This is a genomic window from Mycobacterium sp. 852013-50091_SCH5140682 (assembly GCF_001665685.1).
In the GTDB taxonomy this organism is placed as follows: Bacteria; Actinomycetota; Actinomycetes; order Mycobacteriales; family Mycobacteriaceae; genus Mycobacterium.
In genome coordinates this window covers 1-26,581 of the sequence record NZ_LZTB01000036.1, presented here as the reverse complement: position 1 = coordinate 26,581, position 26,581 = coordinate 1, and the positions used below count along the sequence as shown (strand labels likewise).

Sequence of the window (26,581 nt, the reverse complement as noted above, 5' to 3'; positions counted from 1 at the left end):
TATGCGATCGTCGGCAGCGTCAGATGTGTATAAGAGACAGGAATACGACTCGATGCAGGCGCCGGTCGTCGGTGGCGTGCGGTTGCCGCACGGCAACGGCGAGACCATCCGGCTGGCCCGCGGCGCGTCGCTGAGCGATTTCGCCGACAAGATCAACGCCAACCCGGCCTCGCTGGTGCAGGCGCTGTTCAACCTCGGTGAGATGGTCACCGCGACCCAGTCGGTCGGCGACGAGACCCTCGAGCTGCTCGGCAGCGAGATGAACTACGTCGTGCAGGTCGTGTCCCCGGAGGACGAGGACCGCGAGCTGCTCGAATCGTTCGACCTCACCTACGGCGAGGACGAAGGCGGCGAAGAGGACCTGCAGATCCGCCCGCCCGTCGTCACTGTCATGGGTCACGTCGACCACGGCAAGACCCGACTGCTCGACACCATCCGTAAGGCCAACGTCCGCGAGGGCGAGGCCGGCGGCATCACCCAGCACATCGGTGCGTACCAGGTGGGCGTCGAACACGATGGCTCCGAGCGGCTGATCACCTTCATCGACACCCCGGGTCACGAGGCGTTCACCGCCATGCGTGCCCGTGGTGCGAAGGCCACCGACATCGCGATCCTGGTGGTCGCGGCCGACGACGGTGTCATGCCGCAGACGGTCGAGGCGATCAACCACGCGCAGGCCGCTGATGTGCCGATCGTGGTCGCGGTCAACAAGATCGACAAGGAAGGCGCTGACCCGCAGAAGATCCGGGCACAGCTCACCGAATACAACCTGGTGGCCGAGGATTACGGCGGCGACACCATGTTCGTCGACATCTCGGCACGTCAGGGCACCAACATCGACCAGCTGCTCGAAGCGGTGCTGTTGACCGCCGACGCTGCGCTTGACCTGCGGGCCAACCCCGACATGGAGGCCCAGGGTGTGGCCATCGAGGCGCACCTGGACCGTGGCCGTGGCCCCGTGGCCACCGTGCTCATCCAGCGCGGAACGCTGCGGGTCGGCGACTCGATCGTCGCGGGTGACGCCTACGGCCGTGTGCGCCGGATGGTCGACGAGCACGGCGACGACATCGAAGAGGCGCTGCCGTCCCGGCCGGTGCAGGTGGTCGGTTTCACGTCGGTGCCCGGCGCAGGCGACAACCTGCTGGTCGTCGACGAGGACCGCATCGCTCGCCAGATCGCCGATCGGCGCAATGCGCGCAAGCGCAATGCGCTGGCCGCACGCTCGCGCAAGCGGATCAGCCTGGAAGATCTCGATTCGGCGCTGAAGGAAACCAGCCAGCTGAACCTGATCCTCAAGGGCGACAACTCGGGTACCGTCGAGGCTCTCGAGGAGGCCCTGCTGGGTATCCAGATCGACGACGAGGTGGAACTGCGCGTCATCGACCGCGGCGTCGGTGGTGTCACCGAGACCAACGTCAACCTGGCGTCGGCTTCGGACGCGATCATCATCGGGTTCAACGTTCGTGCCGAGGGCAAGGCCACCGAGCTGGCCAACCGCGAGGGCGTGGAGATCCGGTACTACTCGGTGATCTACCAGGCCATCGACGAGATCGAGAGCGCGCTCAAGGGCATGCTCAAGCCGGTCTACGAGGAGAAGGAGCTCGGTCGCGCCGAGATCCGGGCGATCTTCCGGTCGTCGCGGGTCGGCAACATCGCAGGCTGCCTTGTGCAGTCCGGGATCATGCGCCGCAACGCCAAGGCCCGGTTGCTCCGCGACAATGTCGTGGTCGCCGAGAACCTCACGGTTTCGTCGCTCAAGCGAGAGAAGGACGACGCCACCGAGGTGCGCGAGGGCTACGAGTGCGGTCTGACGCTGACCTACTCCGACATCAAGGAAGGCGACGTCATCGAGACGTACGAGCTGGTCGAGAAGGCTCGGACGTAACGGTATGGCTGATCCTGCACGCGCGAAGAGACTCGCCAAGCGGATCTCCACGATCGTCGCCTCGGCCATCGAGTACGAGATCAAGGATCCGCGGCTGGCGGGGGTGACCATCACCGACGCGAAGGTGTCGGGCGATCTGCACGACGCGACGCTGTACTACACGGTGTTGGGTCAGACGCTGGACGACGCGCCGGACTATGCCGGCGCGGCGGCCGCGTTGGAGAAGGCCAAGGGCGTGTTGCGGACCAAAGTGGGCGCCGGGACCGGGGTGCGATTCACCCCGACCCTGGCGTTCGTCCGCGATACTGTGCCCGACGCCGCCCACCGCATGGAGGAGTTGTTGGCCGCCGCGCGGGCCGCTGATGAAGATTTGGCCAGAGTTCGGGAGGGCGCCAAGCATGCCGGAGATGCGGACCCGTACCGTGTGAGCGGGGCGGAGGACGTGAACGGGCCTGCTGACGGGGCAGACACAGAGGACGCCGGTGACAGTAACGGATTCCAAGACCGGACATATGGCGACTGACATCGCTGCTCCCGGTGTGCGCGTCGACGCGCACGGGGCTGTCGAGTTGTTGTCGGTCGCATCGAGCGTCAGCGTGGTGTGCCACGTCTATCCCGATGCCGACACCATCGGTGCCGGCTTGGCCCTGGCCCAAGTTCTCGACGCGGCGGGTAAACACGTCCAGGTAGCGTTCGCGGCTCCGGACACGCTGCCCGAGTCCCTGCAGACGCTGCCCGGCGGGCACCTGCTGGTGGCCCCGGAAGGTGTACGTGAGGACGCCGATCTGGTTGTCACCGTGGACATCCCGAGCGTCAACCGGCTCGGCGCGTTGAGCGGTCTCGCCGAGGACGGCCGAGAGGTGCTGGTCATCGACCATCACGCCTCCAACCGGCTGTTCGGCACCGCCAACTACGTCGATCCGACGGCGGACTCGACGACCATGCTGGTCGCCGAGATCCTCGACGCCTGGGGCAAGCCGATCGACCGGCAGGTGGCCCATTGCCTGTACGCGGGCCTGACCACCGACACCGGATCGTTCCGCTGGGCCACGGCCCGCGCGCATCGGCTGGCGGCCCGGCTCGTCGAACTGGGCGTCGACAACGCGGCGATCAGCCGCAGCCTGCTCGACACCCATCCGTTCGCCTGGCTGCCGATGCTGTCGCGGGTGCTGTCCTCGGCGGAGCTGTGCCCGGACGCCGTTGACGGTCGCGGCCTGGTGTATGTCGTGGTGTCCCACTCCGAGTGGTCCGGGGCGCGGCCCGAGGAGGTCGAGAGCATCGTCGACATCGTGCGCACCACGCAGCAGGCCGAGGTCGCCGCGGTGTTCAAGGAGATCGAGCCGCAGCACTGGTCGGTGTCCATGCGGGCCAAGTCGGTCAACCTCGCCGAGATCGCCAGCTCGTTCGGCGGCGGCGGGCACCCCCATGCCGCCGGGTATTCGGCCACCGGCCCTGTCGACGACGTCGTCCGGGCACTTCGGGTTGCTCTTGGCTGAGTCGCCGAGGCTCCATGCGGACGGCACCGAGTGCCTGGACGGTGTGCGTCGCGTTCCCCGGACGTATCAACCCTGCTGCGATGCCTTCGACCGGCGCACGGCATCGTGCGTCCACGACATCCGGTTCGAGTGGTGGCCGAAGGCGCGGCACTGGGTGGTGATGGTGCCGGACGGCGGCAGCAGTGGACTGCACCTGAGTTTCTGCCCGTTCTGCGGGTTCGGTCTCGCGGGCGGTCGCCCATGACCACCGGTGACGGCTCTGCCGCGGTCAACGGCAGACGCATTGCCGCATTGGCGTTCCCGGCCCTCGGTGTGCTCGCGGCCGAACCGCTCTATCTTTTGTTCGACACCGCGATCGTCGGGCGATTGGGCGCGGTCAGCTTGGCCGGGTTGGCCATCGGCGGTCTGGTGCTCAATCTGGTGGGCTCGAACCTGACCTTCTTGTCGTACGGCACCACGTCACGCTCGGCCCGGTTCTTCGGGGCTGGGGATCGGGCTGCCGCCGTCGGCGAGGGGGTTCAGGCCACGTGGTTGGCGGTCGCGATCGGTGTGGTGCTCTGTGCCGTCGTGCAGGTTGTCGCGAGCCCGCTGCTGACAGTGATCGCAGGTGGCGGGGAGATCGCGCAAGCCGCCGCACCGTGGCTGCGGATCGCTGTCCTCGGTGCGCCCGCGATCCTGATCTCGATGGCAGGCAATGGCTGGATGCGCGGTGTGCAGGACACTGTTCGGCCGTTGCGCTACGTGATCGCGGGGTTCGCGGTGTCGGCGGTGTTGTGTCCGCTGCTGGTCTACGGCTGGCTGGGCATGCCGCGGCTGGAGTTGGCCGGCTCGGCGGTCGCGAATTTGGTGGGGCAGTGGGTCGCGGCGACGTTGTTCGTCTGGGCGTTGCTGTCGGAGAAGGTGCCGCTGCGGTTGCATCCGTCGGTGCTTCGTGCCCAGGTCGTGATGGGCCGGGATTTGTTGTTGCGCACCATGGCCTTTCAAGCGTGCTTCGTGTCAGCGGGGGCCGTCGCGGCCCGGTTCGGCGCAGCCGCCGTCGCCGCTCACCAAGTGGTGCTGCAGCTGTGGAGTTTCCTTGCGCTGGTGCTCGATTCACTGGCGATCGCCGCGCAGTCCCTGGTGGGTGCCGCCTTGGGCGCGGGTCAGCTCGGCCACGCGAAGGTGGTGGCCTGGAGAGTTACCCTGTTCTCCGCGGCGGCCGCTGCGGTGCTCGCGGCGGTGTTCGCCATCGGCGCCCATGCCCTGCCCGCGTTGTTCACCGGCGATCGCTCGGTGCTCGACGAGATCGGCGTGCCATGGTGGTTCCTGGTGGGCCAGTTGCCCGTCGCCGGAATCGTTTTCGCGCTCGACGGGGTGCTGCTCGGCGCAGGCGACGCCAAATTCATGCGCAACGCCACGCTGGTCAGCGCGCTGGTCGGCTTCCTACCGCTGGTCTGGCTGTCGCTGATCTTCCATTGGGGTCTGCTCGGTATCTGGGCCGGCTTGAGCAGCTTCATGGTGCTGCGCCTGGTGTTCGTCGGCTGGCGGGCGTTCTCTGGTCGTTGGCTGGTGGCCGGGACCGCTTGATCTGCACCGCGAGAGTGCGCGTCTGTTGCCCGGCACGCCGCGTTTCAGCAGCATTTTGCGCGCCCTCGCGCGCACGTCGGCGTCACCGGCGCGTCCCACGCACCACCCAGACGGCCTGCTTGCCGTCACCCTGACCCTGCACGCACACATCGGTGAATCCGGTGTCGCGGCACAACGCGGCGAACGCCTGCGCCTGCTGTTCGGTCCAGCCGTGACTGGCCAGCCCGGTCGCGTCGGCCGACACCTGCCGTTCGATCGCGATCAACCGACCGCCCGACATCAGCACGCGGCGCGCCTCGGCGACCGCCGCGCCGACATCCTGCCAGTGATGCACTGTCGCCAGTGCCCACACGACGCTGGCCACGCCATCAGCCACGGGCAGGGCTTCGGCGGTGCCCTCACTCCACGTGATGGCCGCGCGCCTGGGCGTGATCACGGACGCAACGCGCAGCATGGCCGTGGACGGGTCGACACCCGTCACGCGCGCCCCGCGGCGGGCCGCAGCCCGCGCGGCGGTGCCCGGTCCGCAACCCACGTCCACAACGTGGTCGGCGGGCGAGACCTGTGCGATGTCGGTGGCCAACCTGGCCTTGGCCCTGCCCACCACCAGAAAGACCAGTCCGCACAGCACACCGGCCAGACCCGAGAATCCGGGGTGGTCGGCATGGTGATTGATCGCACGTGCCGCGCTCATGACGTAGACCTTGCCGGTTCAACATGGGTTGAAGTCAAATGGCGGCATGGACGTGATCTCGATCGGCGAGGCGGCGGCGCGGCTGCAGATGAGTCCCTCTGCCTTGCGGTACTACGACGAGCGCGGACTGGTGCACCCGCGGCTGCGTCGCGCCGGCAAACGGATGTACGGGCCTGAAGAGCTTCGGCGGCTGGCGTTGCTCAAGATCGTGCACCGGCTGGGGCTTCCGCTCGACACCGCCGCAGCCGTGCTGGACGCGCCGGGCGACCAGTGGCGGGCGACGGTCCGCGCGCAGATCGCCGAACTCGACCGGGTGATCGCGCAAGCCCAAGGGGCGCAACAGTTTTTGACGCACGCCCTGCGTTGTCCGGCCGACCACCCCGCCCGCGACTGCGCCACGATGATAGGCGCCCTGGATCGGCTGGTCGACGGCATGAGCGTCGACGAACTCGCCACCGACGAGACCGGAAACGGGTGGCTCGTGGCTGACTGACGGTCAGCGCACCTGTGAGCGCCCTCGCTGTAGCACCGCGTCGCGGTTGGCGGCGACGTCATTGCCTGTCGCCGAGTCCATCCATTGCCGCGCCGAGGCCGCTTCGATCCACAGCCCGGCGTCGGTCTGGGCTGCGTCGATGCGGTGATAGGAGGACAGCAGGGCGCGGACGGCGGCCTGATTGTTGCCGACGATCGACGCGGCCACCCGGCGCGCGGCGGGCAACAGTTCGTCGTGGGCGACGACTTCGGTGACCAGACCGGCTCGCAGCGCATCGGCGGCCGAGAGGTAGTCGCCGGTGAGGCTCATGCGCCTGGCCAGGCCGACACCGACCTTCTGCGGAAGCCGGACACTCAAACCCCAGGTGGGCAGCAGGCCGACCCTGGCGTGCGTGTCGGCGAACCGGGCGTGCTCGGAGGCGATCAGGATGTCGCAGTACAGCGCGAGTTCCAGCCCACCGGTGACGGCGGCGCCGTTGATCGCCCCGATCACCGGTTTGCTCATCGCGGGCCACTTGGGGGAGATGTCCGGCAGCTCGGTGCTGTTGCCCAGTTCTTTCAGATCAAGCCCGGCGCAAAACACGGGATCGGCCCCCGTGAGGATCACCACGTCGACGCCATCGTCGGCCTGGGCGTCGCGTAATGCCTGGTAGAACTCGGTGCGCAGCTGAGATGACAACGCGTTGCGCGACTGCGGCCGGTTGAGGGTGAGTGTGCGAACCCGGTCCGTGGTATCGATCAGCAACACGGTGTTGGTCTGCTCCTCGCGCAAGCGCTCGTCGGCGTCATTCATGCGATCAACCTATCGTGGGTCTCATGTGCCGGAACATCACGGAACTGCGTGGCCTGCAACCCGCCGCCACAGCCGAGGAGATCGAGGCCGCGGCCCGCCAGTACGTCCGGAAGGTCAGCGGTATCACCCGACCGTCCGGATCCAACGTTGAGGCGTTCGAGGCCGCCGTCGCCGAGGTCGCCGCGACCACCACGCGGCTGCTGGACGGTTTGGCGCCACGACGTCAGCCGCCCAAGACGGTTCCGCCGCTGCGTCGCCCGGAGGTGCTGGCTCGACTGGCGGCGCGGTGAGCTCGCCTGCGCTCAAAGAGTGGAGCGCGGCGGTCCATGCGCTGCTCGACGGCCGGCAGACAGTGCTCCTGCGCAAGGGCGGCATCGGCGAGAAGCGGTTCGCCGTTGCCGCACCCGAGTTCCTGTTGTTCCCGACCGTCGCGCACAGCCACCGCGAGCGCGTCCGGCCGGAACACCGCGATCTGCTCGAGCCCGCCGCGGCCGACAGCACAGAAGCGGCCGTCACCATCCGGGCCGCGGCGAAAGTGATTGCCGCCATTGAGGTCAACCGGCCTGAGGCGATCGACGAGATCGCCGACCTGCACATCTGGACCGCCGATTCGGTGCAGACCGACCGGCTGGATTTCCGCCCCAAACACCGGCTGACGGTTCTGGTGGTTCAGGCCAGGCCACTGACCGCACCCGTCGAGCTGATGCGCGTCCCGGAATTCGCGGGCTGCAAGAGCTGGGTGGAGCTCAGCGCCGGCAGCACCGCTCTGTGGACCCAAGGGGTGCACGATGACAGTGCCCTGGCCGTGCACGATGACGCGACGCTGCAGCGCGTCGCCGAGCGAGTGCGGGCCTCAGTCGGCTGACGGCGGCCGCGGGCCTGCCGGCAGCACCAGTCGGGACACGCCACCGTCGCCGTGCCGCACGGTGTGGGTGGCGCGGACCAGCCGGGATCCGGAGATCGGTGGCTCACCGGTACCGAGGTTGCGGGCGAACCGCGGGTGCGATCCGCCGGCCACCAGCAGGCGGATCCGGGAACCGGCGGCGAATCGATGTGCGACCGCGTCGAATTCGATGCGCAGCCGACCGGACTGTTCGGTGCGACGGACGAACGCGTCGGTCACGTTGCGTGAGCGGCCCTTGGCGTCGACCTCGCTGATCCTGACGAACACGTCGTTGTTGGGGTTGTCGCAGCTGTGCTCGAGCTCGACCACCGCGGTCCCGACCAGATACAGATCGGCGGGCAGTGGGTCGCCGGTGTAGGCGAGCACGTCGGCCCGACGGCCAAGTTGCGTGTCGTCGCGATACCCGGCCTCACGTGCCAGCAGCCGACCACCGATTGTCGGGGTGGGATTGGCCGGGTGGAAGACGAATGACGACGACGGCGCAGTCGGCGCAGGCGGCCGTTCCGACAGCCGGCCGGTGGGCTGTAGGTACAGCTCGTGCTCGGGCATCGTCGGTGGCCAATCGGGCAGGTCCACCCAGTCGGACCCGTTGATGTAGGCACGCACCGTGGCCCGGCGGGTGTCGCGACGTTCGGCGAGGTGCGTGTCCAGCCAGGCCAGCGATTCGCCGATCACCGTCGGTAGGCCCTTGGTCAGCAGCTGGGCGTGGGTCCAGGGTCCGATCGTCAGCGCTACCGGTACCTCGCGCCGACGCAGTTGCCGGTACTGCTGCAGGGTCTGGTCCAGGAACAGGTCCTGCCAGCCGCTGAGCAACAGGACGGGCACCTCGACACGGTCGAGTGCCTCGGTGAACCGCAGACTGTCCCAGAACGGATCCTCCCGATCCGGATGTTCCAGCCACGATTCGAACCAGGGGGCGCCGCTGCCGAGCAGCTTGCGGCCCGCCGCGCCCATCGGCAATCCTGCGGTGGCCCGCGCGAGCTCGGCGGGTCCCCGGACCTGACGGGCCAGGGCCTGCACCAGACCTGGTTCCTCCTGCCGGGCCACCATCGCGCTCCAGCCGAGAAAGTCATTGAGCGTGAACGATCCGGTGCCCCACGCCGACTCGCTGAAATCGTGAGGGCCGACGGTGATCACGGCCGCTTTCATCTCCGGCGGCGGATCGGTCAGCAGGGCCCACTGGGTGAATCCGAGATAGGACAACCCGACGGTGGCGAACGAGCCGGTGAACCAGGGTTGCTCGCGCAGCCAGGCGACGGTGTCGGCGCCGTCGGCCATCTCGTGGACCATCGGGGTGAACTCGCCACCCGAGCCGAACGTCCCGCGCACGCTCTGCAGCAGTACGTGGTAGCCGCGAGCGGCATACACCTGCGCGAACACGGCGGAGAACGGGAACCTGCGGCCGTACGGCCCGCGCACCAGCAGAGTGCCCAACGGTGCCGCGGTGTCGGGTGAGTAGTGATCGGCGACCAGCTCGACGCCGTCGCGCATCGGTACCCGTAGTCCATGGCGAACGGTGTACGACGTCTCGTGGGGTGGCAGGCCCAGCAGGCGACTGACCGCCTTGCCGACGTGCCGGCGCAATTCCGTCACGGCACCAGGTTACGGATCAGAATTTGTAGTACGGCGCCAGCTCGTGGGCCCGTTGCATGTTGACCTGCAGGCAGTCCGGGCGGTCGGGGGACTTGATCGGTGAGTAGAACAGGGATTGCTGGATGAGTCCGTAGCTGGTCTTGAACGCGACCATGCAGGTCACCCACCAGCGGTCGTTCCAGTCAGTGGGCTTCATGATCCAGTACTGCGCTGCGCGGTGCCCGTCGATGTCGAGCTCCACGGCGTCCGGCGGAATGGTCTGCTCGTAGGTTCTCCACACGAAGGCCTCGACCGCCATCTGATAGTCGCCCGCGTCGTAGTGGCAGCGCAGGCTGTCCTCGGGGGCCGGGGGCGTGTAGGCCAGTCCGATCCGCTGGATCACGTCGAGCGGGATGTCGTTGCACGGATCGAACGGCGAGGGGTCGGTTGTGGCGATGACCGGCCATTTGATCGTCGTGGATACGTTGGTCATCGGCAGATCGGTCACGTTCAGCTGCGGTGTGCCGGTACCCGACCCCGCTGACGTCCCGGTCTGCAGCACCACGACCACCGCCGCTACCAGCGCACATAGTGCTGACAGCAGGCGCACCCTGGCGGCCATCGAACCCCCTTGCAGAAACGGTCAGAATCTTCCCCGGCTTGCCGGGAGTGTAGCGGTCAGCGACCGCGGACTCGACCATAAACGAGAACCTGTTCTAGTCCGGCGGGGCGGGTGGTGCCGCGGCGCGCGGTTAGGCTGGTCCGTTGTGGTGATGCAACCGTGGTGATGGACCAGGAGTCGAGGGACCGGCAGCCGATTCTGTGGGCGATCAGCGATCTACACACCGGCCACACCGGGAACAAGCCGGTCACGGAGTCGCTCTATCCCTCCACGCCCGATGACTGGCTGATCGTGGCAGGCGACGTGGGTGAGCGCACCGACGAGATCCGCTGGGCCCTGGATCTGCTGCGGAAGCGTTTCGCGAAGGTCATCTGGGTGCCCGGCAACCACGAGCTGTGGACGACGAACAAAGATCCGATGCAGATCTTCGGCCGGGCCCGCTACGACTACCTGGTCGACATGTGCGACCAGATGGGCATCGTCACCCCGGAACATCCGTTTCCGGTCTGGAACGAGCAGGGCGGCCCGGCGACGATCGTGCCGATGTTCCTGCTGTACGACTACACGTTTCTGCCCGCAGGCACCGCGACGAAGGCCGAGGGCCTGGCGGTGGCGCGGGAGCGCAACGTGGTGGGCACCGATGAGTTCCTGTTGTCGTGTGAGCCCTACGCGACCCGCGACGCGTGGTGCCGCGACCGGGTGAAGCAAACCCGCGAGAAGCTCGAAGACCTCGACTGGGTCACGCCTACCGTGCTGGTCAACCACTTCCCGTTGGTGCGTGAACCGTGCGACGCGTTGTTCTACCCCGAGTTCTCGCTGTGGTGCGGCACCACCGCGACCAAGGACTGGCATACCCGCTACAACGCGGTGTGCTCGGTGTACGGGCATCTGCACATCCCGCGCACCACCTGGTACGACGACGTGCGCTTCGAAGAGGTGTCGGTGGGCTACCCGCGAGAGTGGCGCCGCCGCAAGCCTTATCGGTGGCTTCGGCAGATCCTGCCCGAGCCGCGTTATGCGCCTGGGTATCTCAACGAGTTCGGCGGCCACTTCGAGATCACCGCGGAGATGCGGGCTCATGCCAAGCAGATGCAGGACCGGATCAACTCGAGGCGGCCGTGATGGGGACGCTGCTGGGCCAGGTGCTGCCCGATGTCGTCGCCTTCGCCGAGCTGTACGACGATCCCCCGGGTTTGTCACCTCTGCCGGAAGAGGAGCCGCTGATCGCCCGCTCGGTGGCCAAGCGCCGCAATGAGTTCGTGACCGTGCGCTATTGCGCGCGCCAGGCGCTGGGGGAGCTGGGCATCGGCCCGGTTCCGATCCTCAAGGGCGACAAGGGCGAACCGTGTTGGCCCGACGGCGTGGTGGGGAGTCTGACGCACTGTCAGGGGTTTCGCGGTGCGGTCGTCGGCCGTGCCTCCGAGGTCCGGTCGGTCGGGATCGACGCCGAGCCGCATGACGTGCTGCCCAACGGCGTGCTCGACGCGATCACCGTGCCTGCCGAACGCACCGAGCTCGCCGTGCTGCCGGACGGTCTGCATTGGGACCGAATCCTGTTCTGCGCCAAGGAGGCAACCTACAAAGCGTGGTTCCCCCTGACGCACCGCTGGTTGGGCTTCGAGGATGCGCACATCACCTTCGCGGTGGACGATTCCGGTACCACCGGTGGTTTCCGGTCCGAGATCCTCATCGACCCGGCCGCTGAACATGGTCCGCCACTGACTGCGCTGGAGGGCCGCTGGTCGGTCCGCGATGGCGTGACGCTGACGGCGATCGTGCTGTGAGCCGGCCAGCTCCCGCTCCCGCGCACGTGAGGAGCAATCCAGATCCGGGCCTGGTCATCGTCGACAAACCCGCGGGCATGACGAGCCACGACGTCGTGGGCCGGTGCCGCAGGCTGTTCGGTACCCGCAAGGTCGGTCACGCCGGGACGCTGGACCCCATGGCCACCGGCGTGCTGGTGGTCGGTATCGAGCGGGCCACCAAGATCCTGGGACTGCTGACCGCGACAGACAAGTCCTATCGAGCAACCATCCGGTTGGGGCAGACCACCTCTACCGAAGACGCCGAAGGCGAAGTACTGCAGACGGTTTCGGCTGCAGCTGTCACCGATTCCCAGATCGCCGAGGCGGTGGCGGCGCTGCGCGGCGAGATCCAGCAGGTGCCGTCGGCGGTGAGCGCGATCAAGGTCGACGGCCAGCGGGCCTACAAGCTGGCGCGGGAGGGGCAGGCTGTCGAACTCGCGGCCAGGCCGGTCCGTATCGACCGGTTCGATGTGCTCGCCGTCCGGCGCGTCGCCGGCTTCGTCGATGTCGACGTCGACGTGGACTGTTCGTCGGGCACCTACATCCGGGCGCTCGCGCGCGACGTCGGGACCGCGCTTGGCGTGGGCGGCCACCTGACGGCCTTGCGGCGCACCAGGGTTGGTCGTTACGGCCTGGACGAGGCGCGCACCCTGGAAGACCTCGCCGAAGAGGCCCGGCTGAGTTACTCACTCGACGAGGCCTGCCTGGTCGGATTCACCCGCCGTGACCTCAGTGCGGAGGAGACCGAGGACACCAGGCATGGCAGGCCGTTGAAGCCGGCTGGTATCGACGGTGTGTACGCCGCGACCGCACCCGATGGTCACGTCATCGCGCTGCTGCAGGATGGTTCGTCGCGCACCAAATCCGTCGTGGTGTTGCGTCCGGCAACGCTGTAGACATGGATTTCTCGATTCGTCGCATCGTGATTCGACGAATGCAATAACCTCTGCGTTCCAGGGGTGCCGGCGCCGCGTCGACTCCTGTTGACGACGACACGTGAGGCGGGCGGGGGCGATGGTGTGGTCCAATGCGGTCGGCACCCGGCGGCAGCGTCTGTTCGGTGCATCGCTCCTGGCGGGCGCTACGGCGGCGACAACGCTCACGTGTCCTGCCGCCCAGGCGGACACCATGTTGATCGCAGGCGGCACGTTCTACTCGTTCTTTGACCATGTGCCGTACTTCCCGGTAAAAGCCGCGGCGGGGGATATCGGTCGCTGGTTTCGATCAGCCGATGATGGTTGGCAGGTCGTCGATTACCCGGCAAGTTTCTGGCCGCTTCCCAGTCTTGCCTCGCCGACAGCCGGGCGGTCGATCGCCATCGGCACCGACAATGTCGTCGACGCGGTGAATCGTTCAGACGGCACGGTTGTCGTGGTCGGGCTGTCGCAAGGCTCGGTCGTGGCCGACGGCGCGATGGCGAAACTGGATGCGGATCCGAATGGCCCTGATCGAGGCAGGGTCCGCTTCATCGTGTTTGGAGACCCCCAGCGCGGTGTGGCCAAGTTGGTCCCGGAAGGCACCTACATACCCCTGCTCGATTGGCGCGCAACCGCTCCCACCGAGACGAAGTATGACGTTGATGTCATCGTCGGTGAGTACGACCCGCTATCCGACTACCCGGACCGTCCGTGGAATCTGGTGACAGACGCGAACGCAGCCCTCGGGATGGCTTATGTGCACACTCAGTTGGGAGTGTCCAAACCCGACGACCTACAGGAAGTCAGCCGTGAGACCAATTCAAAGGGTGGAACAACCACAACGTATCTCGACGCCGCCGAGAACCTTCCACTGACCCGTCCGCTGCGCGATGTGGGTGTGCCCGACGCATTGGTGGACAAGGCAGATGAGGTACTGCGACCGGTCGTCGATGCGGGGTACTCGCGCAAGGACAAGGCGGGTGACACCCGCCCATACATTTATCGCGGTCAGTTGGTTCGCGCCACGAGCAGTGGCGTGAAATCCGTTGTCGCAACGCCGCAGCGAGTCGGCCCGCAGAAGCTCAGCTCGTCGATTCGGGCGGAGGTCGCAAAAATCGCCGACAAGGTCACCCATCGAACGACGCGGGCGGTCGGTGGTACGTCCAAGGCAACTGCGGGCGACGGTTCGGATTAGCCGCCCGGCTACCTGGCCGCGCCGACGAACGGAATCGATGCCGGTGTCGCGAGATCCGCGGCCGCGCCGAACAATCCACGTTTGCGCAGGATCGGCACGACGCCCTCGCCGAACCAGTACAGCTCCTCCAGGTGCGGATAGCCGGAGAAGATGAACTCGTCGATACCGATGGCGGCGTACTCGGCGATTCGGTCTGCGACCTCGGTGTGGCTGCCCACCAGCGCGGTACCGGCCCCGCCCCGGACGAGGCCGACGCCCGCCCACAGGTTCGGTGCGATCTCCAAACTCCGTGCGTCACTCCAGCTTCCGTTGGCGCGGTTGGCCTCGTGTAGGGCCAGCATGCGGCGCTGGCCCTCGGATTGGCTTCGGGCCAGCCCGGCCTGCGCGGTGCGCACGGTTTCCTCGTCGAGCGCTGCGATCAGTCGGCCCGCCTGGGCCCATGCCTCTTCGGAGGTGTCGCGGGAGATGGTGTGCAGCCGGATGCCGAACCGCAGCTTGCGGCCTTGCTCCTCACCGAGCGACCGGATCCAGTCGATCTTTTCCCGCACTGCCTCGGGCGGCTCGCCCCAGGTCAGATACACGTCGGCGTGCCGCGCTGCGACGGGGCCGGCAGCAGCGGAACTCCCGCCGAAGTACAGCGGGGGCACGGGGGTCGGGGGCAGTGCCAGTGAGGCGCCCTCGACGTCGACGTACTCGCCGCGGTGGGTCACGGTCTCACCGGCCCACAGCCGGCGCACCACGTCGAGGAACTCATCGGCGCGCTGGTAGCGAGCGTCCTTCTCCAGGTGGTCGCCGAAGGCCCGTTGCTCGTGGGCTTCGCCGCCGACGACGACATTGAGCAGGATCCGGCCCGGCGCGTGGCGCGCGAAGGTGGCCGCCATCTGCGCCGACAGCGTCGGGCTGACCAGCCCGGGACGGAACGCCACCAGGAAGGCGAGCGACGTCGTCTCGCGCGCCAGCAGCGCGGCAGTGATGAACGCGTCCTCGCACCAGGCTCCGGTCGGGATCAGCGCCCCGGTGAAGCCAAAGGTCTCGGCGGACCGCACGATCGACGCCAGGTAGTCGATGCTGGCGTCGCGGTCGCTGTGCGCGGCGCCGGCGGGTATGCCGTGACCCCCACCGACGATGTGGCGGCTGTCGCCGTAGGTGGGCAGGAACCAGTGCAATGTGACGCTCACAAGGAGTCGATCTTCGTCCGGACGCGGGCCCGGGTCACGGGTAAAAATCGCGCTGATCGCGAGTTCTCACGGCGAGCAGACGCAGACTCGCGCAAACCGAGCCACTCCAGTGCGATTCTGTGTCTGCTCGCTCTGGATCAGGCGACCACCCAGATCGCTTCTGCCGCAGGGCTGCCCAGATCGACGGTGATTTCGGCGTCCGAGGTGGACATGCCGCCCGGCGTCTTGACCGCCACCGAGATCATTCCCGCGAAGTCGCGGCGGGCCAATACCCGCAAACGGGAGTCGAGGCTGATGCCCACGCTGTCGAAGTACCGCAGCATCTCCGGATCGGCATCGGAGATCCTTGCCACCGTGCCGGCGTCGCCGTCCTGGCAGACCGAGAGTTGGCGAGCCGGTGGGGTGGGCACCTGCCCGTCGGCAGCCGGGATCGGGTCGCCGTGCGGGTCGCGGGTCGGGAAACCCAGCTTGGCGTCGATACGGTCCAGCATCCGATCGCTCACCGCGTGTTCGAGGATCTCGGCTTCGTCGTGCACCTCGTCCCAGCCGTAGCCGAGTTCCCGGACGAGGAAGGTCTCCATCAGCCGATGCCGACGCACCATCGCCAGGGCCGCGCGGCGCCCAGCCGCTGTCAGCGTCACCGCGCCGTACTTCTCGTGGTCGACCAGGCCCTGATCGGCGAGTTTGCGGATCGATTCCGACGCTGTGGAGGCCGATACGCCCATGCGCTCGGCCAGCAGTTTTGTGCTGATCCTCTCCCGCGACCATTCCTGGGCGGTCCAGATGACTTTCAGATAGTCCTGGGCAACCGTCGAGAGGTCGCGATGGTTACCTTCTGGACTCACAGTGAGGAAGTTTAGGCAATCGTCACCTGATCTGGGGATCTAGAGCAGACCGTGGCGCGGGTGGGCCGTAGGCTGAGGGCTGTGCAGCGCTGGCGTGGGCAGGACGAGATCCCCACGGACTGGGGCAGGTGTGTGGTCACGATCGGGGTGTTCGACGGTGTGCACCGTGGACATGCTGAGCTGATCAGCCATGCGGTGAAAGCGGGTAGGTCCCGCGGGATACCGGTGGTGATGATGACCTTCGACCCCCATCCGATGGAAGTGGTGTTCCCGGGCAGTCACCCGGCTCAGCTCACCACGCTGACCCGGCGGGCCGAGCTGGTCGAAGAACTCGGTGTGGACGTCTTTCTCGTGATGCCGTTCACGTCGGACTTCATGAAGCTCACCCCGGAGCGCTACATCCACGAGCTGCTGGTCGAAGACCTGCATGTGGTCGAGGTGGTCGTGGGGGAGAACTTCACGTTCGGCAAGAAGGCCGCAGGCAACGTCGACATGCTGCGCGCCGCCGGTGAGCGGTTCGGCTTCGCGGTCGAGTCGATGTCGTTGGTCACCGAGAGTCTCGATCCCGAGCACCGCGACGAGCGCGTCACGTTCTCGTCCACCTACATCCGGTCCTGTGTCGACGCCGGTGACGTCGTCGCGGCGGCCGAGGCGCTGGGCCGTCCGCATCGTGTGGAAGGTGTGGTGGTGCGCGGCGACGGCCGGGGCCGGGTGCTGGGCTTTCCCACCGCCAACGTGGCCCCGCCGATGTACTCGGCGATCCCCGCCGACGGCGTGTACGCGGCATGGTTCACCGTGCTGGGCCACGGACCGGTGTTGGGCACGGTGGTTCCAGGGGAGCGGTATCAGGCCGCCGTATCCGTTGGCACCAATCCGACGTTCTCCGGGCGCACGCGCACCGTGGAGGCGTTCATCCTCGACAACACGGCCGATCTCTACGGCCAGCACGTCGCGGTCGACTTCGTGGCCCGTATCCGCGGTCAGGAGAAGTTCGATGCGGTCGACGATCTGGTGGTGGCGATGACGGCTGATACCGACCGCGCTCGGGCGATTCTCGCTGCGCAGTGATCGACTGCTAGACTTTCCGGCGATCCGGCACATGCTGCAGGCCGCGGTGGCTGTGTCGAGAATTTGTTCGCGGACCGATTTGATGGAGTTTATTTCGTGGCGCTTACCGCCGAGCAGAAAAAAGAGATCCTGGGCTCCTACGGCCTGCACGAGACCGACACCGGTTCGCCGGAGGCTCAGGTCGCGCTGCTGACCAAGCGGATCTCGGATCTGACTGAGCACCTCAAGGCACACAAGCACGACCACCACTCGCGGCGCGGACTGCTGCTGCTCGTGGGCCGGCGTCGCCGGCTGCTCAAGTACGTGGCGCAGGTCGACGTCGAGCGTTACCGTTCGCTGATCGAGCGCCTCGGGCTGCGTCGCTGACGCGGCTTTACATGCCATCAGTATCGGCGGCCGTCTTCTTCGGGACGGCCGCCGTTCTGGCTGTAGCTGTCCTGCCCGGCTGTTCGCGGGCGTCAGCGGCCGACATGCAAGCGGGGGATTGCCTCAAGATCGGGGGTACTGCCCGCTATCCGGATGCCAGCGAGGCCGTGTGCGGCAGCCCGGAGTCCAACTACAAGGTGGTTTCCACGGTGACCGGCAGCGGCAGCTGCCCGAGTGATGTGGACTCGTCCTACACCTTGAACAGCGCATTCAGCGATGAATCCCAGACGGTCTGCATGGACATCGACTGGGTGGTCGGCGGCTGTATGAGCGTCGACCCGGAACACAGAACAGATCCGGTACGCGTGGATTGCGCGGATTCCGGTGCGCCACACCGGCAACGGGTCAGCCAGGTGCTGCGGGATGTCTCCGCGGTCGATCAATGCGGGAGCGGCACCGGGTACCCGTACCCTGAGCGCCAGTTCACCGTGTGTGTGGAGGACGTGGCGTAAGCAGCGCCGCGATGGCAATCCGGCTGTTGCTGCCGTGTACCATGGGTGCGTTCGACAGCTGTTCGAACATGGGTGCGGTACCTGCATATCCGCTGGTGCCGTTCCTGCGAGTCACATAGGACCCGCTCGATCGGGCGGTCTTCGGTAGTGGCCGCCGGGAGTCCCCTTTCAGTTGGGGTGTGTCCGGCCGCTTCGATCGACGGCCGTAGCCGTATCCGGGTCTGTGGTGTTCGCCGGCGTGACGACGCGAAACAAAACGACTGAGTGAATCAGAGAGGCCACCGGACTAAATGTCTGCAGTTGAACTTGAAGACGGTGTGTTCGAATCCACCGCCGTCATCGACAACGGTTCCTTCGGCACCCGCACCATCCGCTTCGAGACCGGACGGCTGGCCCAGCAGGCCGCCGGATCGGCCGTCGCGTACCTCGACGACGAGACCATGTTGCTGAGCGCCACCACCGCCAGCAAGAACCCCAAGGATCATTTCGACTTCTTCCCGTTGACGGTCGACGTCGAAGAGCGCATGTACGCCGCGGGCCGGATCCCCGGCTCGTTCTTCCGCCGCGAGGGGCGTCCGTCCACCGACGCGATCCTGACCTGCCGCCTGATCGACCGTCCGCTGCGCCCGTCGTTCGTCGACGGCCTGCGCAACGAGATCCAGGTCGTGGTGACTGTACTGAGCCTGGATCCCAAGGATCTGTACGACGTGCTGGCCATCAACGCCGCTTCGGCGTCCACCCAGCTGGCCGGTCTGCCGTTCTCCGGCCCGGTGGGCGGCGCGCGCGTCGCCCTCATCGACGGCCAGTGGGTCGCATTCCCGACCGTAGAACAGCTTGAGCGGGCCGTGTTCGACATGGTCGTCGCCGGGCGCGTGCTCGAAGACGGCGACGTCGCGATCATGATGGTCGAAGCCGAGGCCACCGAGAAGGTCATCGAGCTGGTCGCCGGTGGCGCGCAGGCGCCGACCGAGGCCGTCGTCGCCGAGGGTCTTGAGGCCGCCAAGCCGTTCATCAAGGTGCTGTGTGCCGCGCAGCAGGAGCTGGCCGAGGCCGCCGCGAAGGAGACCGGTGACTACCCGGTGTTCCCCGATTACGCCGAGGACGTCTACTACTCGGTCGCGTCGGTGGCCACCGACGCCCTGTCGGAGGCGCTGACCATCGCAGGCAAGAACGAGCGCAACGACCGCACCGACGAGATCAAGGTCGAGGTGCTGGAGCGGCTGGCCGAGACGTACGCCGGCCGGGAGAAAGAGATCGGCGCCGCGTTCCGGGCGCTGACCAAAAAGCTTGTGCGCCAGCGCATCCTGACCGATCACTTCCGTATCGACGGCCGTGGCATCACCGACATCCGCGCCCTGTCGGCCGAGGTGGCCGTCGTGCCCCGGGCGCACGGCAGCGCGCTGTTCGAGCGCGGCGAGACCCAGATCATGGGTGTCACCACGCTGGACATGATCAAGATGGCCCAGCAGATCGATTCGCTGGGGCCGGAGACCACCAAGCGCTACATGCACCACTACAACTTCCCGCCGTACTCGACCGGTGAGACCGGCCGTGTCGGTTCGCCCAAGCGTCGCGAGATCGGCCACGGCGCGCTGGCCGAGCGGGCCCTGGTGCCTGTGCTGCCCAGCATCGAGGAGTTCCCCTACGCGATCCGTCAGGTCTCCGAGGCGTTGGGCTCCAACGGCTCCACCTCGATGGGCTCGGTGTGTGCCTCGACGCTGGCGCTGCTCAATGCGGGTGTGCCGCTGAAGGCTCCGGTTGCGGGTATCGCGATGGGCCTGGTGTCCGATGACGTCGAAACCGACGGCAAGACGGAACGTCGCTTCGTCGCGCTGACCGACATCCTCGGAGCCGAGGACGCCTTCGGTGACATGGACTTCAAGGTCGCCGGAACCAAGGACTTCGTCACCGCGCTGCAGCTGGATACCAAGCTCGACGGCATCCCGTCCAAGGTGCTGGCCGGTGCGCTGAGCCAGGCCAAGGATGCACGGCTGACCATTCTCGAAGTGATGGCCGAGGCGATCGACCGTCCCGACGAGATGAGCCCGTACGCACCGCGGATCACCACCATCAAGGTGCCCGTGGACAAGATCGGCGAGGTCATCGGGCCCAAGGGCAAGATGATCAACTCGATCACCGAGGAGACCGGCGCGCAGATCTCCATCGAGGACGACGGCACGGTGTTCGTCGGTGCCGCCGACGGCCCGTCGGCGCAGGCTGCGATCGACAAGATCAATGCGATCGCCAACCCGCAGCTGCCCAAGATCGGTGAGCGGTTCCTCGGCACCGTGGTCAAGACCACCGATTTCGGTGCGTTCGTCTCGCTGCTGCCGGGCCGCGACGGCTTGGTGCACATCTCGAAGCTGGGCCGCGGTAAGCGCATCGCCAAGGTCGAGGATGTGGTGAAGGTCGGCGACAAGCTGCAGGTGGAGATCGCCGATATCGACAACCGCGGCAAGATCTCGCTGGTCCTGGTCGCCGAGGAAGCAGAAGAGTCCGCAGAGTCGGCTGCACCTGCCGATGCCGCGCCTGCCGATGCCGCACCCGCCGAAGCCTGATCGCAAGGCGTCGACACTGGATACCTCGCACGTCCGCCGGACCACGTTGCCCGGCGGACTGCGGGTGGTCACGGAGTACATCCCGTCGGTGCGTTCCGCATCCGTCGGGGTGTGGGTGGGCGTCGGTTCGCGCGACGAGGGTCGTAGCGTCGCGGGTGCCGCCCACTTCCTGGAACACCTGCTGTTCAAATCGACGCCGTCGCGGAGCGCGGTGCAGATCGCGCAGGCCGTCGACGCTGTCGGCGGTGAGCTGAACGCCTTCACCGCGCGCGAGCACACCTGCTACTACGCGCATGTGCTCGACACCGATCTGGAATTGGCCGTCGACCTCGTCGCGGACGTGGTGTTGCGTGGACGGTGCGCCGTCGACGATGTCGAGGTCGAGCGCGACGTGGTGCTCGAGGAGATCGCCATGCGTGACGACGATCCCGAGGACACCCTGGGCGATGTGTTCCTGTCGGCGATGTTCGGCGACCATCCCGTGGGACGACCAGTCATCGGTAGCGTCGAGTCGATCACGGAAATGACTCGGGCGCAGCTGCATTCATTCCACATCCGGCGCTATACGCCTGACCGGATGGTGGTGGCAGTCGCGGGCAACGTGGATCATGACGTGGTGGTGGCGCTGGTCAAGGAGCACTTCGGCCCGAAGCTGGTGTCCGGCCGTGACGCGATTCCGCCCCGCAAAGGTTCGGGTCGGGTCACCGGGCGCCCGGCGCTGGAGTTGATCGAGCGCGACGGTGAGCAGACTCATCTGTCGATGGGAGTCCGGACGCCGGGGCGACACTGGGAACACCGGTGGGCACTTTCGGTACTCAACACCGCGCTTGGCGGTGGCCTGAGTTCCCGTCTGTTCCAACAGATTCGCGAAAGCCGGGGGCTGGCCTACTCGGTGTACTCGACAGTGGACACCTTCTCCGACAGCGGTGCGTTCTCGGTGTACGCCGGGTGCCAGCCGGAGCGGTTCGACGAGGTGGTCCGGGTCACCACCGACGTGCTGGAAACTGTTGCGCGCGACGGCATCACAGCAGACGAATGTCGCATCGCCAAGGGATCGCTGCGAGGCGGCCTGGTGCTCGGGCTGGAAGATTCGGCGTCACGCATGCACCGGATCGGCCGCAGCGAACTCAACTACGGCGAACACCGAAGCCTGGAGCACACATTGGCTCAGATCGACGCCGTGACGCTTGACGAGGTCAACGCCGTCGCCCGCCGGCTGTTGACCCGGGAGTACGGTGCCGCCGTGCTGGGGCCGGCGGAACTGGCCCTGCCGCAAAGACTTCAGGCCATCGCGGGCTGACCGCGCACACGAGGAGCACGATGTTATCCGGCGCGCCCGGGTAACCTGGGCTCGATGACTGGACTCTCGCGGCGCAATGTACTGATCGGATCGCTGGCGGCAGTGGCGGTCGCCGGCGTGGGGGCGCCGACGGCGTCGGCAGCGCCACTCGACGATCAGATCGCGGGTCTCGAGAAGCGCAACAATGCGTTGATCGGCGTGTTCGCCGCCAACGTGGATTCGAATCGGACGGTGGCCCACCGGGCCGACGACACGTTCGCGATGTGTTCGACGTTCAAGGGCTACGCCGCCGGTCGCGTACTGCAGCAGGTCGACCGCGGGCAGTTGGCGCTGGATACCCCGATATTCATCGATCCGAGCGCCATCGTCGCCAACTCACCGGTCACCGAGGAGCGGACCGGCGCCGACATGTCGATCGGTGAGCTCTGCCAGGCTGCCCTGCAGCACAGTGACAACACCGCAGGCAACCTGTTGTTGAAGATGATCGACGGGCCGCAGGGTATCACCGCGTTCGCCCGCAGCATCGGCGACAATCGCACCCGCCTGGACCGTTGGGAAACCGAACTGAATTCGGCCATCCCCGGTGATCTGCGGGACACCTCGACGCCGGCTGCTCTGGGCTCCGGATATCGCGCGATGCTGACCGGTGATGTGCTGAGCCCGCCGCAGCGTCAGCAGCTTGAGGACTGGATGCGCGGCAACGAGACGTCGAGCATGCGAGCCGGGTTGCCGGCCGGCTGGACCAGTGCCGACAAGACCGGCAGTGGGGACTACGGCAGCACCAACGATGTCGGCATCGCTTACGGGCCGGACGGTCAGCGGCTGCTGCTCGCGGTGATGACGCGGTCGCGGGCTGACGACCCGAAGGCCGCCAACCTGCGACCGCTCATCGGCGAGCTGACGGCACTGGTGGTGCCGTCGTTGCTGTGAGATGTCAGCCGTGGAATTCTTCTGTGGCAGGAGCGATCTCGGCGACCTGATCCTCGACGTCCTGGATGGCGATCTGACGGGCACCCGACGGGTTCTCTGAGAGCGGGACCCGCACGGTGAGGATGCCGCGGTCGTAGCTGGCGGTGATCGCGTCCTCGTCGGCACCGGCAGGCAGGGTCACGGTGCGCAGGAACGAGCCGTAGGAGAATTCCGAGCGGGAGTTGATGTCAACCCGCTCGGTACGCTCGGCCTTGACCGTGAGCTGGCCGTCGGAGACGGTGATGTGGACGTCGGTGGCGGGGTCGATGCCCGGGATCTCGGCCCGCAGCTCGTAGTGCTCTTCGGTGACCTCATCCTCGATGCGCATCAGGTTGCGTTCGAAGATCGGCCGCAGGCTGGCGAACGGGGTGATGCCTGCGAAGAACTCCGAGAGCTCCGGCAGGAAGGGACGGGGCTGGTGTGCGACGGGCAGATTAACCACGGGTAACTCCTCGCATTCTGGTGATGGCCGCAAGCGCGGGGAAAAGGCACTGTGACGCTTGCCTTTTCCGATCCAAGCACCGCTGCGGGGCCGTCGGCCTAATGTGCGGTGAACACCGTGGATACGCGATCTGCCGCCGCGGAGTCTCAGACGAGCGGCAGCGAGTTGTCGCGGTACAGGGCGAAGAAGTAGGGCCGACGCGATCCGCGCAGGTCCATCGCGCCGATCACCGCATCGTCGGAGAGTCGGCGGAACACGTCGTTGATGGGCAGCTGGTCGTAGATCATGGTCGCGGTGTCGGTGCCACGGTATCGGGTGGTGCGCAACCGGGCCTTGGCTGCGCGGGTCTGCAGCACCGGACGCAGCGCGGCGATCGCGCCGGCGACGGGCAACGTGCGCGGTAACGGTAGTTTCGAGCTGATGCCAAGGCCGCCGAAGGCCAAGGCCGGGTTGAGCGCCCACAGGCCCTTGCCATCCATCGTCGGGAACAGCAGCGGGTGAACGGTTTCGGCGTCCACAAAGCGCTTGCCCCACCAGCCGCTGGCGGCCAGGAGGCCGTCCATGGGGTGTTCGGTGGGGATCTCAGCGCCATGCCACGTGCCGATCATGAAGGCTGGATCGACGGCTTCGGCCGCGTCGAAGACCTGCAGAGCTTCGTCGGTGGTCGTCGGGACGCTCGGCAACAGTTCCTGCAGCAGCATGGGCCCACCATACTTGACAGGTGTCAAAAGTCATCGCCCGGCCGGCATGAGCTGCCGGCCGGGCGATGGGATGCGAGTTCCTAGAGCAGGGTTGCCGGATCGGTGAAGGGCAGCCCGAGGTCGGTGGCGACCTGCTCGGACAGCAGGGCGCCGTCGTGGGTGGACAGGCCCTTGGCCAGCGCCGCGTCGCTCGCGCAGGCCGCCCGCCAGCCCTTCTCGGCCAGCTTCAGCACGTACGGCATGGTGGCGTTGGTCAGCGCGAACGTCGAGGTACGCGGCACCGCGCCCGGCATGTTGGCCACGCAGTAGAACACGGTGTCGTGTACGGCAAAGGTGGGATCGTCGTGGGTGGTGGGGTGCGAGTCCTCGAAGCAGCCGCCCTGGTCGATGGCGATGTCCACCAGGACCGCGCCCGACTTCATTTGAGCCACAGTCGCATTCGTGACCAGCTTGGGGGCCTTCGCGCCGGGGATCAGCACGGCGCCGATCACCAGGTCGGCCTTCTTGACGGCCTCCTCGAGCTCCAGGCTCGACGAGTAACGGGTTTCGATGCCGGCGTTGGTCTCGTTGTCGATCTTGCGAAGCGTGTTGACGTTGAGGTCGAACACGGTGACATGAGCGCCCATGCCCTTGGCGATCCGGGCGGCGTTGTAGCCCGCAACGCCACCTCCGATGACGACGACCTCGGCCGGTGTGACACCGGGGACGCCGCCCATGAGCACGCCGCGGCCACCATGGCTGCGCATCAGGTGGTAGGCCCCGACCTGTGCGGACAGGCGGCCGGCGACCTCGCTCATCGGAGCGAGGAGGGGAAGCGCGCCGTCGGCGGTCTGCACGGTCTCGTACGCGATGGAGGTGGTGCCCGAGGCCAGCAGCGCGTCGGTGCAGGGCCTGGAGGCTGCCAGGTGCAGGTAGGTGAAGAGCGTCTGGTCCTTACGCATGCGGGCGTACTCGGCCTCGATGGGCTCCTTGACCTTGAGCAGCAGCTCGGCGTCGGCCCACACCTGATCGGCGGTGGCAACGATCTCGGCGCCTGCGGCCTTGAAGTCGTTGTCCGAGATGGCCGAACCCTCGCCGGCGCCGGCCTGGATGATCACGTCGTGGCCGCGGCGGGTCAGTTCGGAAACGCCGGCCGGGGTGATGGCTACGCGGAACTCGTTGTTCTTGATCTCGGTCGGGATACCGACGAGCATGATCGCTCCTTCAAAGTTGATGTGCTGAAAACAAGTGTGAAGAAACTTCGAAGAATGAGCAATATCTGTGATGAAGATTCGTTACGATGGTGTAGTGAGTGAAGAATCGGCGAATGCGACCTCGGCTACGGCCCGCTCATCGAAGGATGTTCGGCATTCCGGCCTCGATGAGGTGGATCGGCGGATTCTGCTGGCTCTGCACGCCGACGCGCGGATCTCCAACAGCGCTTTGGCAGATGCCGTCGGGATCGCTGCGTCGACCTGCCACGGCCGGGTGCGACGCCTCCAAGAGATCGGGGTCATCCGGGGCTTCTACACGGACATCGACCCGGCGGCGGTGGGTTTGGGTCTCCAGGCAATGATCTCGGTCAGTCTTCAGTCGAACGCTCGGGGGAAGATCCGCAGCTTCATCGCGCAGATTCGCGAACGACCGCAGGTGATGGACGTCTACTTCCTGGCCGGTGGCGACGACTTCATCCTGCACGTCGCCGCACGCGACACCGATGATCTGCGGGCATTTGTAGTCGAGAACCTCAACGCCGACGCGGACGTGGCAGGCACGCAAACGTCACTGATCTTCGAGCATCTGCGCGGCGCGTCACCGCTGTAGCCGCTACTGGGCGCGCAGGACCAAGCCGTAGCCGTCATCGCGGGTGAGCCGTAGCTGGTCGGCATCGATCGCCGACCGGACCGTGCCGCTGAGCACGCGAAGTACCGCCTGCTCCACGTCGCCGATCTCGCCCGCACACGCCATCTTGGTGGTCACCAGCGGCCCGAATTCAATTGTGCTGCCGTTGATCTGGCTATGCCCTGTGAACCGATTGCAGCCCGTCGATCCCGTCGCGGTGCCGTCGGTGGCGATGGTCAGGGTCGGCTTGCTCTGCTCCAGCGCCGTTGAGGTGGTTACGGCATCGGGGGACACCAGGCTGTCGACCTGCCAGGTGGTTCCGGTCAGCGGCCGGTCGGGGTCGACCACCTTCCTGTCCTTCAGGGTGACGGTCGCGGTAGGGCTGTGCAGGGTGAGAGTGTCGTCGGTTAGCGACCACGACGGATTGGCTTGGAAGAACTTCGAGACCCAGGCGTCGGCGTCCCCGAGTGGTGGCGGGCAGGCCATCATCGTGCTGGCCAGCTGCGCGACGATACGGCCGTCGGCCAGATCCGCGGTGCCCGAGCCGTGGTTGCAGCCCGCGAAGGTGCTGATGCGGTCTCCGTCGAATGCGACCGTCAACGGACCGTCGCCGGGGATCTGCTCACCGTCAACCGCGACCGACACGAAAGTCCGGCCCTCGGGACTGGCCGGGCTGTCCGCGCCCGCGGTGCTGGAACAACCGGCAAGAGCGAGCGCAGCGGCAAGCGCGGCGGGGAATGGTCGCATACCCCACCGTAACGACCGGGGCGCCGATCCTGCCCCGCCCTGTGAAACATGGTTATTTACAGTCTGTTTCGTCGTCGTCTTGGTTGTCGGTGAAGTATTGCTGGGGGTGGTGGTAGGTGTTGATGCGGGATTG

The 26,581-nt window shown here is 66.9% G+C and carries 28 protein-coding genes; 18 read left to right on the top strand and 10 right to left on the bottom strand.

Going from position 1 to position 26,581, the window contains the following annotated elements; translation table 11 throughout:
- From infB to A5784_RS12150, 4 genes are all read left to right on the top strand, one after another.
- A partial coding sequence (gene infB, locus A5784_RS12170; protein WP_082944800.1) for a translation initiation factor IF-2 occupies positions 1–1,885 on the top strand: 1,885 nt, incomplete at its 5' end.
- Between the two features lie 4 nt (positions 1,886–1,889).
- Complete coding sequence (rbfA, locus tag A5784_RS12165; protein WP_064945164.1) at positions 1,890–2,408, top strand: 30S ribosome-binding factor RbfA; 519 nt, start codon at positions 1,890–1,892, stop codon at positions 2,406–2,408.
- Positions 2,398–3,381 carry a DHH family phosphoesterase gene (locus A5784_RS12160; protein WP_064945163.1) on the top strand — a complete coding sequence of 328 codons (984 nt, stop codon included), beginning with the start codon at positions 2,398–2,400 and terminating at the stop codon, positions 3,379–3,381. The genes rbfA and A5784_RS12160 overlap by 11 nt, the downstream gene beginning before the upstream one ends.
- Before the next feature lie 240 nt (positions 3,382–3,621).
- Entirely contained in the window at positions 3,622–4,947 is a 1,326-nt protein-coding gene (locus A5784_RS12150) for an MATE family efflux transporter (protein ID WP_064945161.1), read from the top strand.
- 82 nt (positions 4,948–5,029) lie between these two features.
- Here the strand turns inward: A5784_RS12150 and A5784_RS12145 are convergent, their stop codons facing one another.
- Positions 5,030–5,641 (bottom strand): class I SAM-dependent methyltransferase, encoded by a 612-nt coding sequence (locus tag A5784_RS12145; protein ID WP_064945160.1) that lies wholly within the window; start codon positions 5,639–5,641, stop codon positions 5,030–5,032.
- Between the two features lie 46 nt (positions 5,642–5,687).
- Here A5784_RS12145 and A5784_RS12140 point away from each other — a divergent pair, with 46 nt between their 5' ends.
- The gene (locus A5784_RS12140; protein ID WP_064945159.1) at positions 5,688–6,134 is read left to right on the top strand and encodes a MerR family transcriptional regulator; all 447 of its coding nucleotides are present in this window, start codon (positions 5,688–5,690) and stop codon (positions 6,132–6,134) included.
- A gap of 3 nt (positions 6,135–6,137) precedes the next feature.
- Here A5784_RS12140 and A5784_RS12135 read toward each other — a convergent pair whose 3' ends face one another.
- Entirely contained in the window at positions 6,138–6,926 is a 789-nt protein-coding gene (locus A5784_RS12135; RefSeq protein WP_064945158.1) for an enoyl-CoA hydratase, read from the bottom strand.
- 23 nt (positions 6,927–6,949) lie between these two features.
- Here A5784_RS12135 and A5784_RS12130 point away from each other — a divergent pair, with 23 nt between their 5' ends.
- Positions 6,950–7,216, top strand: coding sequence for a DUF2277 family protein (locus A5784_RS12130; RefSeq protein WP_064945157.1), 267 nt, complete (start codon positions 6,950–6,952; stop codon positions 7,214–7,216).
- The gene (locus A5784_RS12125) at positions 7,213–7,791 is read left to right on the top strand and encodes a DUF1802 family protein (RefSeq protein WP_064945156.1); all 579 of its coding nucleotides are present in this window, start codon (positions 7,213–7,215) and stop codon (positions 7,789–7,791) included. The genes A5784_RS12130 and A5784_RS12125 overlap by 4 nt, the downstream gene beginning before the upstream one ends.
- Here the strand turns inward: A5784_RS12125 and A5784_RS12120 are convergent.
- The gene (locus tag A5784_RS12120) at positions 7,780–9,423 is read right to left on the bottom strand and encodes a CocE/NonD family hydrolase (protein WP_064945155.1); all 1,644 of its coding nucleotides are present in this window, start codon (positions 9,421–9,423) and stop codon (positions 7,780–7,782) included. The two genes, A5784_RS12125 and A5784_RS12120, sit on opposite strands and share 12 nt — an antisense overlap.
- Before the next feature lie 16 nt (positions 9,424–9,439).
- Positions 9,440–10,024, bottom strand: a complete 585-nt coding sequence (locus A5784_RS12115; protein WP_029373815.1) for a DUF3558 domain-containing protein — start codon at positions 10,022–10,024, stop codon at positions 9,440–9,442.
- A gap of 165 nt (positions 10,025–10,189) precedes the next feature.
- On the opposite strand from A5784_RS12115, the gene pptH reads away from it, so the two are divergent.
- From pptH to A5784_RS12095, 4 genes are all read left to right on the top strand, one after another.
- Entirely contained in the window at positions 10,190–11,146 is a 957-nt protein-coding gene (gene pptH / locus A5784_RS12110) for an ACP phosphodiesterase PptH (protein ID WP_064945154.1), read from the top strand.
- A complete protein-coding gene (gene pptT / locus A5784_RS12105) occupies positions 11,146–11,808 on the top strand; it encodes a 4'-phosphopantetheinyl transferase PptT (RefSeq protein WP_064945153.1) in 663 nt (220 codons plus the stop codon). Before pptH ends, pptT begins: the two co-directional genes overlap by 1 nt.
- 26 nt (positions 11,809–11,834) lie before the next feature.
- Positions 11,835–12,725, top strand: a complete 891-nt coding sequence (gene truB, locus A5784_RS12100; protein ID WP_064945152.1) for a tRNA pseudouridine(55) synthase TruB — start codon at positions 11,835–11,837, stop codon at positions 12,723–12,725.
- A gap of 232 nt (positions 12,726–12,957) precedes the next feature.
- Positions 12,958–13,941: a PE-PPE domain-containing protein gene (locus A5784_RS12095; protein ID WP_197514716.1), complete on the top strand. Its 984-nt coding sequence runs from the start codon at positions 12,958–12,960 to the stop codon at positions 13,939–13,941.
- Positions 13,942–13,949: 8 nt separating this feature from the next.
- Here A5784_RS12095 and A5784_RS12090 read toward each other — a convergent pair whose 3' ends face one another.
- Complete coding sequence (locus A5784_RS12090) at positions 13,950–15,119, bottom strand: LLM class flavin-dependent oxidoreductase (protein ID WP_064945150.1); 1,170 nt, start codon at positions 15,117–15,119, stop codon at positions 13,950–13,952.
- Between the two features lie 137 nt (positions 15,120–15,256).
- Complete coding sequence (gene mntR / locus A5784_RS12085) at positions 15,257–15,964, bottom strand: manganese-binding transcriptional regulator MntR (RefSeq protein ID WP_064945149.1); 708 nt, start codon at positions 15,962–15,964, stop codon at positions 15,257–15,259.
- Between the two features lie 81 nt (positions 15,965–16,045).
- Here mntR and A5784_RS12080 point away from each other — a divergent pair, with 81 nt between their 5' ends.
- The 6 genes from A5784_RS12080 to bla all read left to right on the top strand — a co-directional run bounded on the left by A5784_RS12080 (position 16,046) and on the right by bla (position 22,698).
- Complete coding sequence (locus tag A5784_RS12080) at positions 16,046–17,032, top strand: bifunctional riboflavin kinase/FAD synthetase (protein ID WP_064945148.1); 987 nt, start codon at positions 16,046–16,048, stop codon at positions 17,030–17,032.
- A 96-nt stretch (positions 17,033–17,128) separates the two neighbouring features.
- Positions 17,129–17,398 (top strand): 30S ribosomal protein S15, encoded by a 270-nt coding sequence (gene rpsO, locus A5784_RS12075; protein ID WP_019969736.1) that lies wholly within the window; start codon positions 17,129–17,131, stop codon positions 17,396–17,398.
- A gap of 11 nt (positions 17,399–17,409) precedes the next feature.
- Positions 17,410–17,910, top strand: a complete 501-nt coding sequence (gene lppU / locus A5784_RS12070) for an LppU family putative lipoprotein (protein WP_197514715.1) — start codon at positions 17,410–17,412, stop codon at positions 17,908–17,910.
- A gap of 290 nt (positions 17,911–18,200) precedes the next feature.
- Positions 18,201–20,468 (top strand): polyribonucleotide nucleotidyltransferase, encoded by a 2,268-nt coding sequence (locus tag A5784_RS12065; protein WP_064945147.1) that lies wholly within the window; start codon positions 18,201–18,203, stop codon positions 20,466–20,468.
- Entirely contained in the window at positions 20,446–21,768 is a 1,323-nt protein-coding gene (locus A5784_RS12060; RefSeq protein ID WP_064945166.1) for a M16 family metallopeptidase, read from the top strand. Before A5784_RS12065 ends, A5784_RS12060 begins: the two co-directional genes overlap by 23 nt.
- Before the next feature lie 54 nt (positions 21,769–21,822).
- A complete protein-coding gene (bla, locus tag A5784_RS12055; protein WP_064945146.1) occupies positions 21,823–22,698 on the top strand; it encodes a class A beta-lactamase in 876 nt (291 codons plus the stop codon).
- Between the two features lie 4 nt (positions 22,699–22,702).
- Here the strand turns inward: bla and A5784_RS12050 are convergent, their stop codons facing one another.
- The 3 genes from A5784_RS12050 to ald form a co-directional block, all read right to left on the bottom strand.
- A complete protein-coding gene (locus tag A5784_RS12050; RefSeq protein ID WP_064945145.1) occupies positions 22,703–23,179 on the bottom strand; it encodes an Hsp20/alpha crystallin family protein in 477 nt (158 codons plus the stop codon).
- Between the two features lie 146 nt (positions 23,180–23,325).
- The gene (locus A5784_RS12045; RefSeq protein ID WP_064945144.1) at positions 23,326–23,880 is read right to left on the bottom strand and encodes a DUF4334 domain-containing protein; all 555 of its coding nucleotides are present in this window, start codon (positions 23,878–23,880) and stop codon (positions 23,326–23,328) included.
- Positions 23,881–23,960: 80 nt separating this feature from the next.
- The gene (ald, locus tag A5784_RS12040) at positions 23,961–25,073 is read right to left on the bottom strand and encodes an alanine dehydrogenase (RefSeq protein ID WP_064945143.1); all 1,113 of its coding nucleotides are present in this window, start codon (positions 25,071–25,073) and stop codon (positions 23,961–23,963) included.
- 94 nt (positions 25,074–25,167) lie between these two features.
- On the opposite strand from ald, the gene aldR reads away from it, so the two are divergent.
- Positions 25,168–25,683 carry an HTH-type transcriptional regulator AldR gene (aldR, locus tag A5784_RS12035; RefSeq protein WP_064945165.1) on the top strand — a complete coding sequence of 172 codons (516 nt, stop codon included), beginning with the start codon at positions 25,168–25,170 and terminating at the stop codon, positions 25,681–25,683.
- 3 nt (positions 25,684–25,686) lie between these two features.
- Here the strand turns inward: aldR and A5784_RS12030 are convergent, their stop codons facing one another.
- Positions 25,687–26,448: an META domain-containing protein gene (locus A5784_RS12030; RefSeq protein ID WP_064945142.1), complete on the bottom strand. Its 762-nt coding sequence runs from the start codon at positions 26,446–26,448 to the stop codon at positions 25,687–25,689.
- Positions 26,449–26,581 lie beyond the last annotated feature (133 nt).

Excerpts from the sequence above, each read along its gene's own strand:
- A5784_RS12065 (WP_064945147.1), top strand. The coding sequence starts at position 18,201 with ATGTCTGCAGTTGAACTTGAAGACGGTGTGTTCGAATCCACCGCCGTC.
- rbfA (WP_064945164.1), top strand. The coding sequence starts at position 1,890 with ATGGCTGATCCTGCACGCGCGAAGAGACTCGCCAAGCGGATCTCCACG.
- A5784_RS12140 (WP_064945159.1), top strand. The coding sequence starts at position 5,688 with ATGGACGTGATCTCGATCGGCGAGGCGGCGGCGCGGCTGCAGATGAGT.
- A5784_RS12115 (WP_029373815.1), bottom strand. The coding sequence starts at position 10,024 with ATGGCCGCCAGGGTGCGCCTGCTGTCAGCACTATGTGCGCTGGTAGCG.
- A5784_RS12135 (WP_064945158.1), bottom strand. The coding sequence starts at position 6,926 with ATGAATGACGCCGACGAGCGCTTGCGCGAGGAGCAGACCAACACCGTG.
- A5784_RS12095 (WP_197514716.1), top strand. The coding sequence starts at position 12,958 with ATGTTGATCGCAGGCGGCACGTTCTACTCGTTCTTTGACCATGTGCCG.
- A5784_RS12145 (WP_064945160.1), bottom strand. The coding sequence starts at position 5,641 with ATGAGCGCGGCACGTGCGATCAATCACCATGCCGACCACCCCGGATTC.
- A5784_RS12130 (WP_064945157.1), top strand. The coding sequence starts at position 6,950 with ATGTGCCGGAACATCACGGAACTGCGTGGCCTGCAACCCGCCGCCACA.
- lppU (WP_197514715.1), top strand. The coding sequence starts at position 17,410 with ATGCCATCAGTATCGGCGGCCGTCTTCTTCGGGACGGCCGCCGTTCTG.
- A5784_RS12150 (WP_064945161.1), top strand. The coding sequence starts at position 3,622 with ATGACCACCGGTGACGGCTCTGCCGCGGTCAACGGCAGACGCATTGCC.
- pptH (WP_064945154.1), top strand. The coding sequence starts at position 10,190 with ATGGACCAGGAGTCGAGGGACCGGCAGCCGATTCTGTGGGCGATCAGC.
- A5784_RS12060 (WP_064945166.1), top strand. The coding sequence starts at position 20,446 with ATGCCGCACCCGCCGAAGCCTGATCGCAAGGCGTCGACACTGGATACC.
- bla (WP_064945146.1), top strand. The coding sequence starts at position 21,823 with ATGACTGGACTCTCGCGGCGCAATGTACTGATCGGATCGCTGGCGGCA.
- A5784_RS12160 (WP_064945163.1), top strand. The coding sequence starts at position 2,398 with ATGGCGACTGACATCGCTGCTCCCGGTGTGCGCGTCGACGCGCACGGG.
- ald (WP_064945143.1), bottom strand. The coding sequence starts at position 25,073 with ATGCTCGTCGGTATCCCGACCGAGATCAAGAACAACGAGTTCCGCGTA.
- pptT (WP_064945153.1), top strand. The coding sequence starts at position 11,146 with ATGGGGACGCTGCTGGGCCAGGTGCTGCCCGATGTCGTCGCCTTCGCC.
- A5784_RS12030 (WP_064945142.1), bottom strand. The coding sequence starts at position 26,448 with ATGCGACCATTCCCCGCCGCGCTTGCCGCTGCGCTCGCTCTTGCCGGT.
- A5784_RS12045 (WP_064945144.1), bottom strand. The coding sequence starts at position 23,880 with ATGCTGCTGCAGGAACTGTTGCCGAGCGTCCCGACGACCACCGACGAA.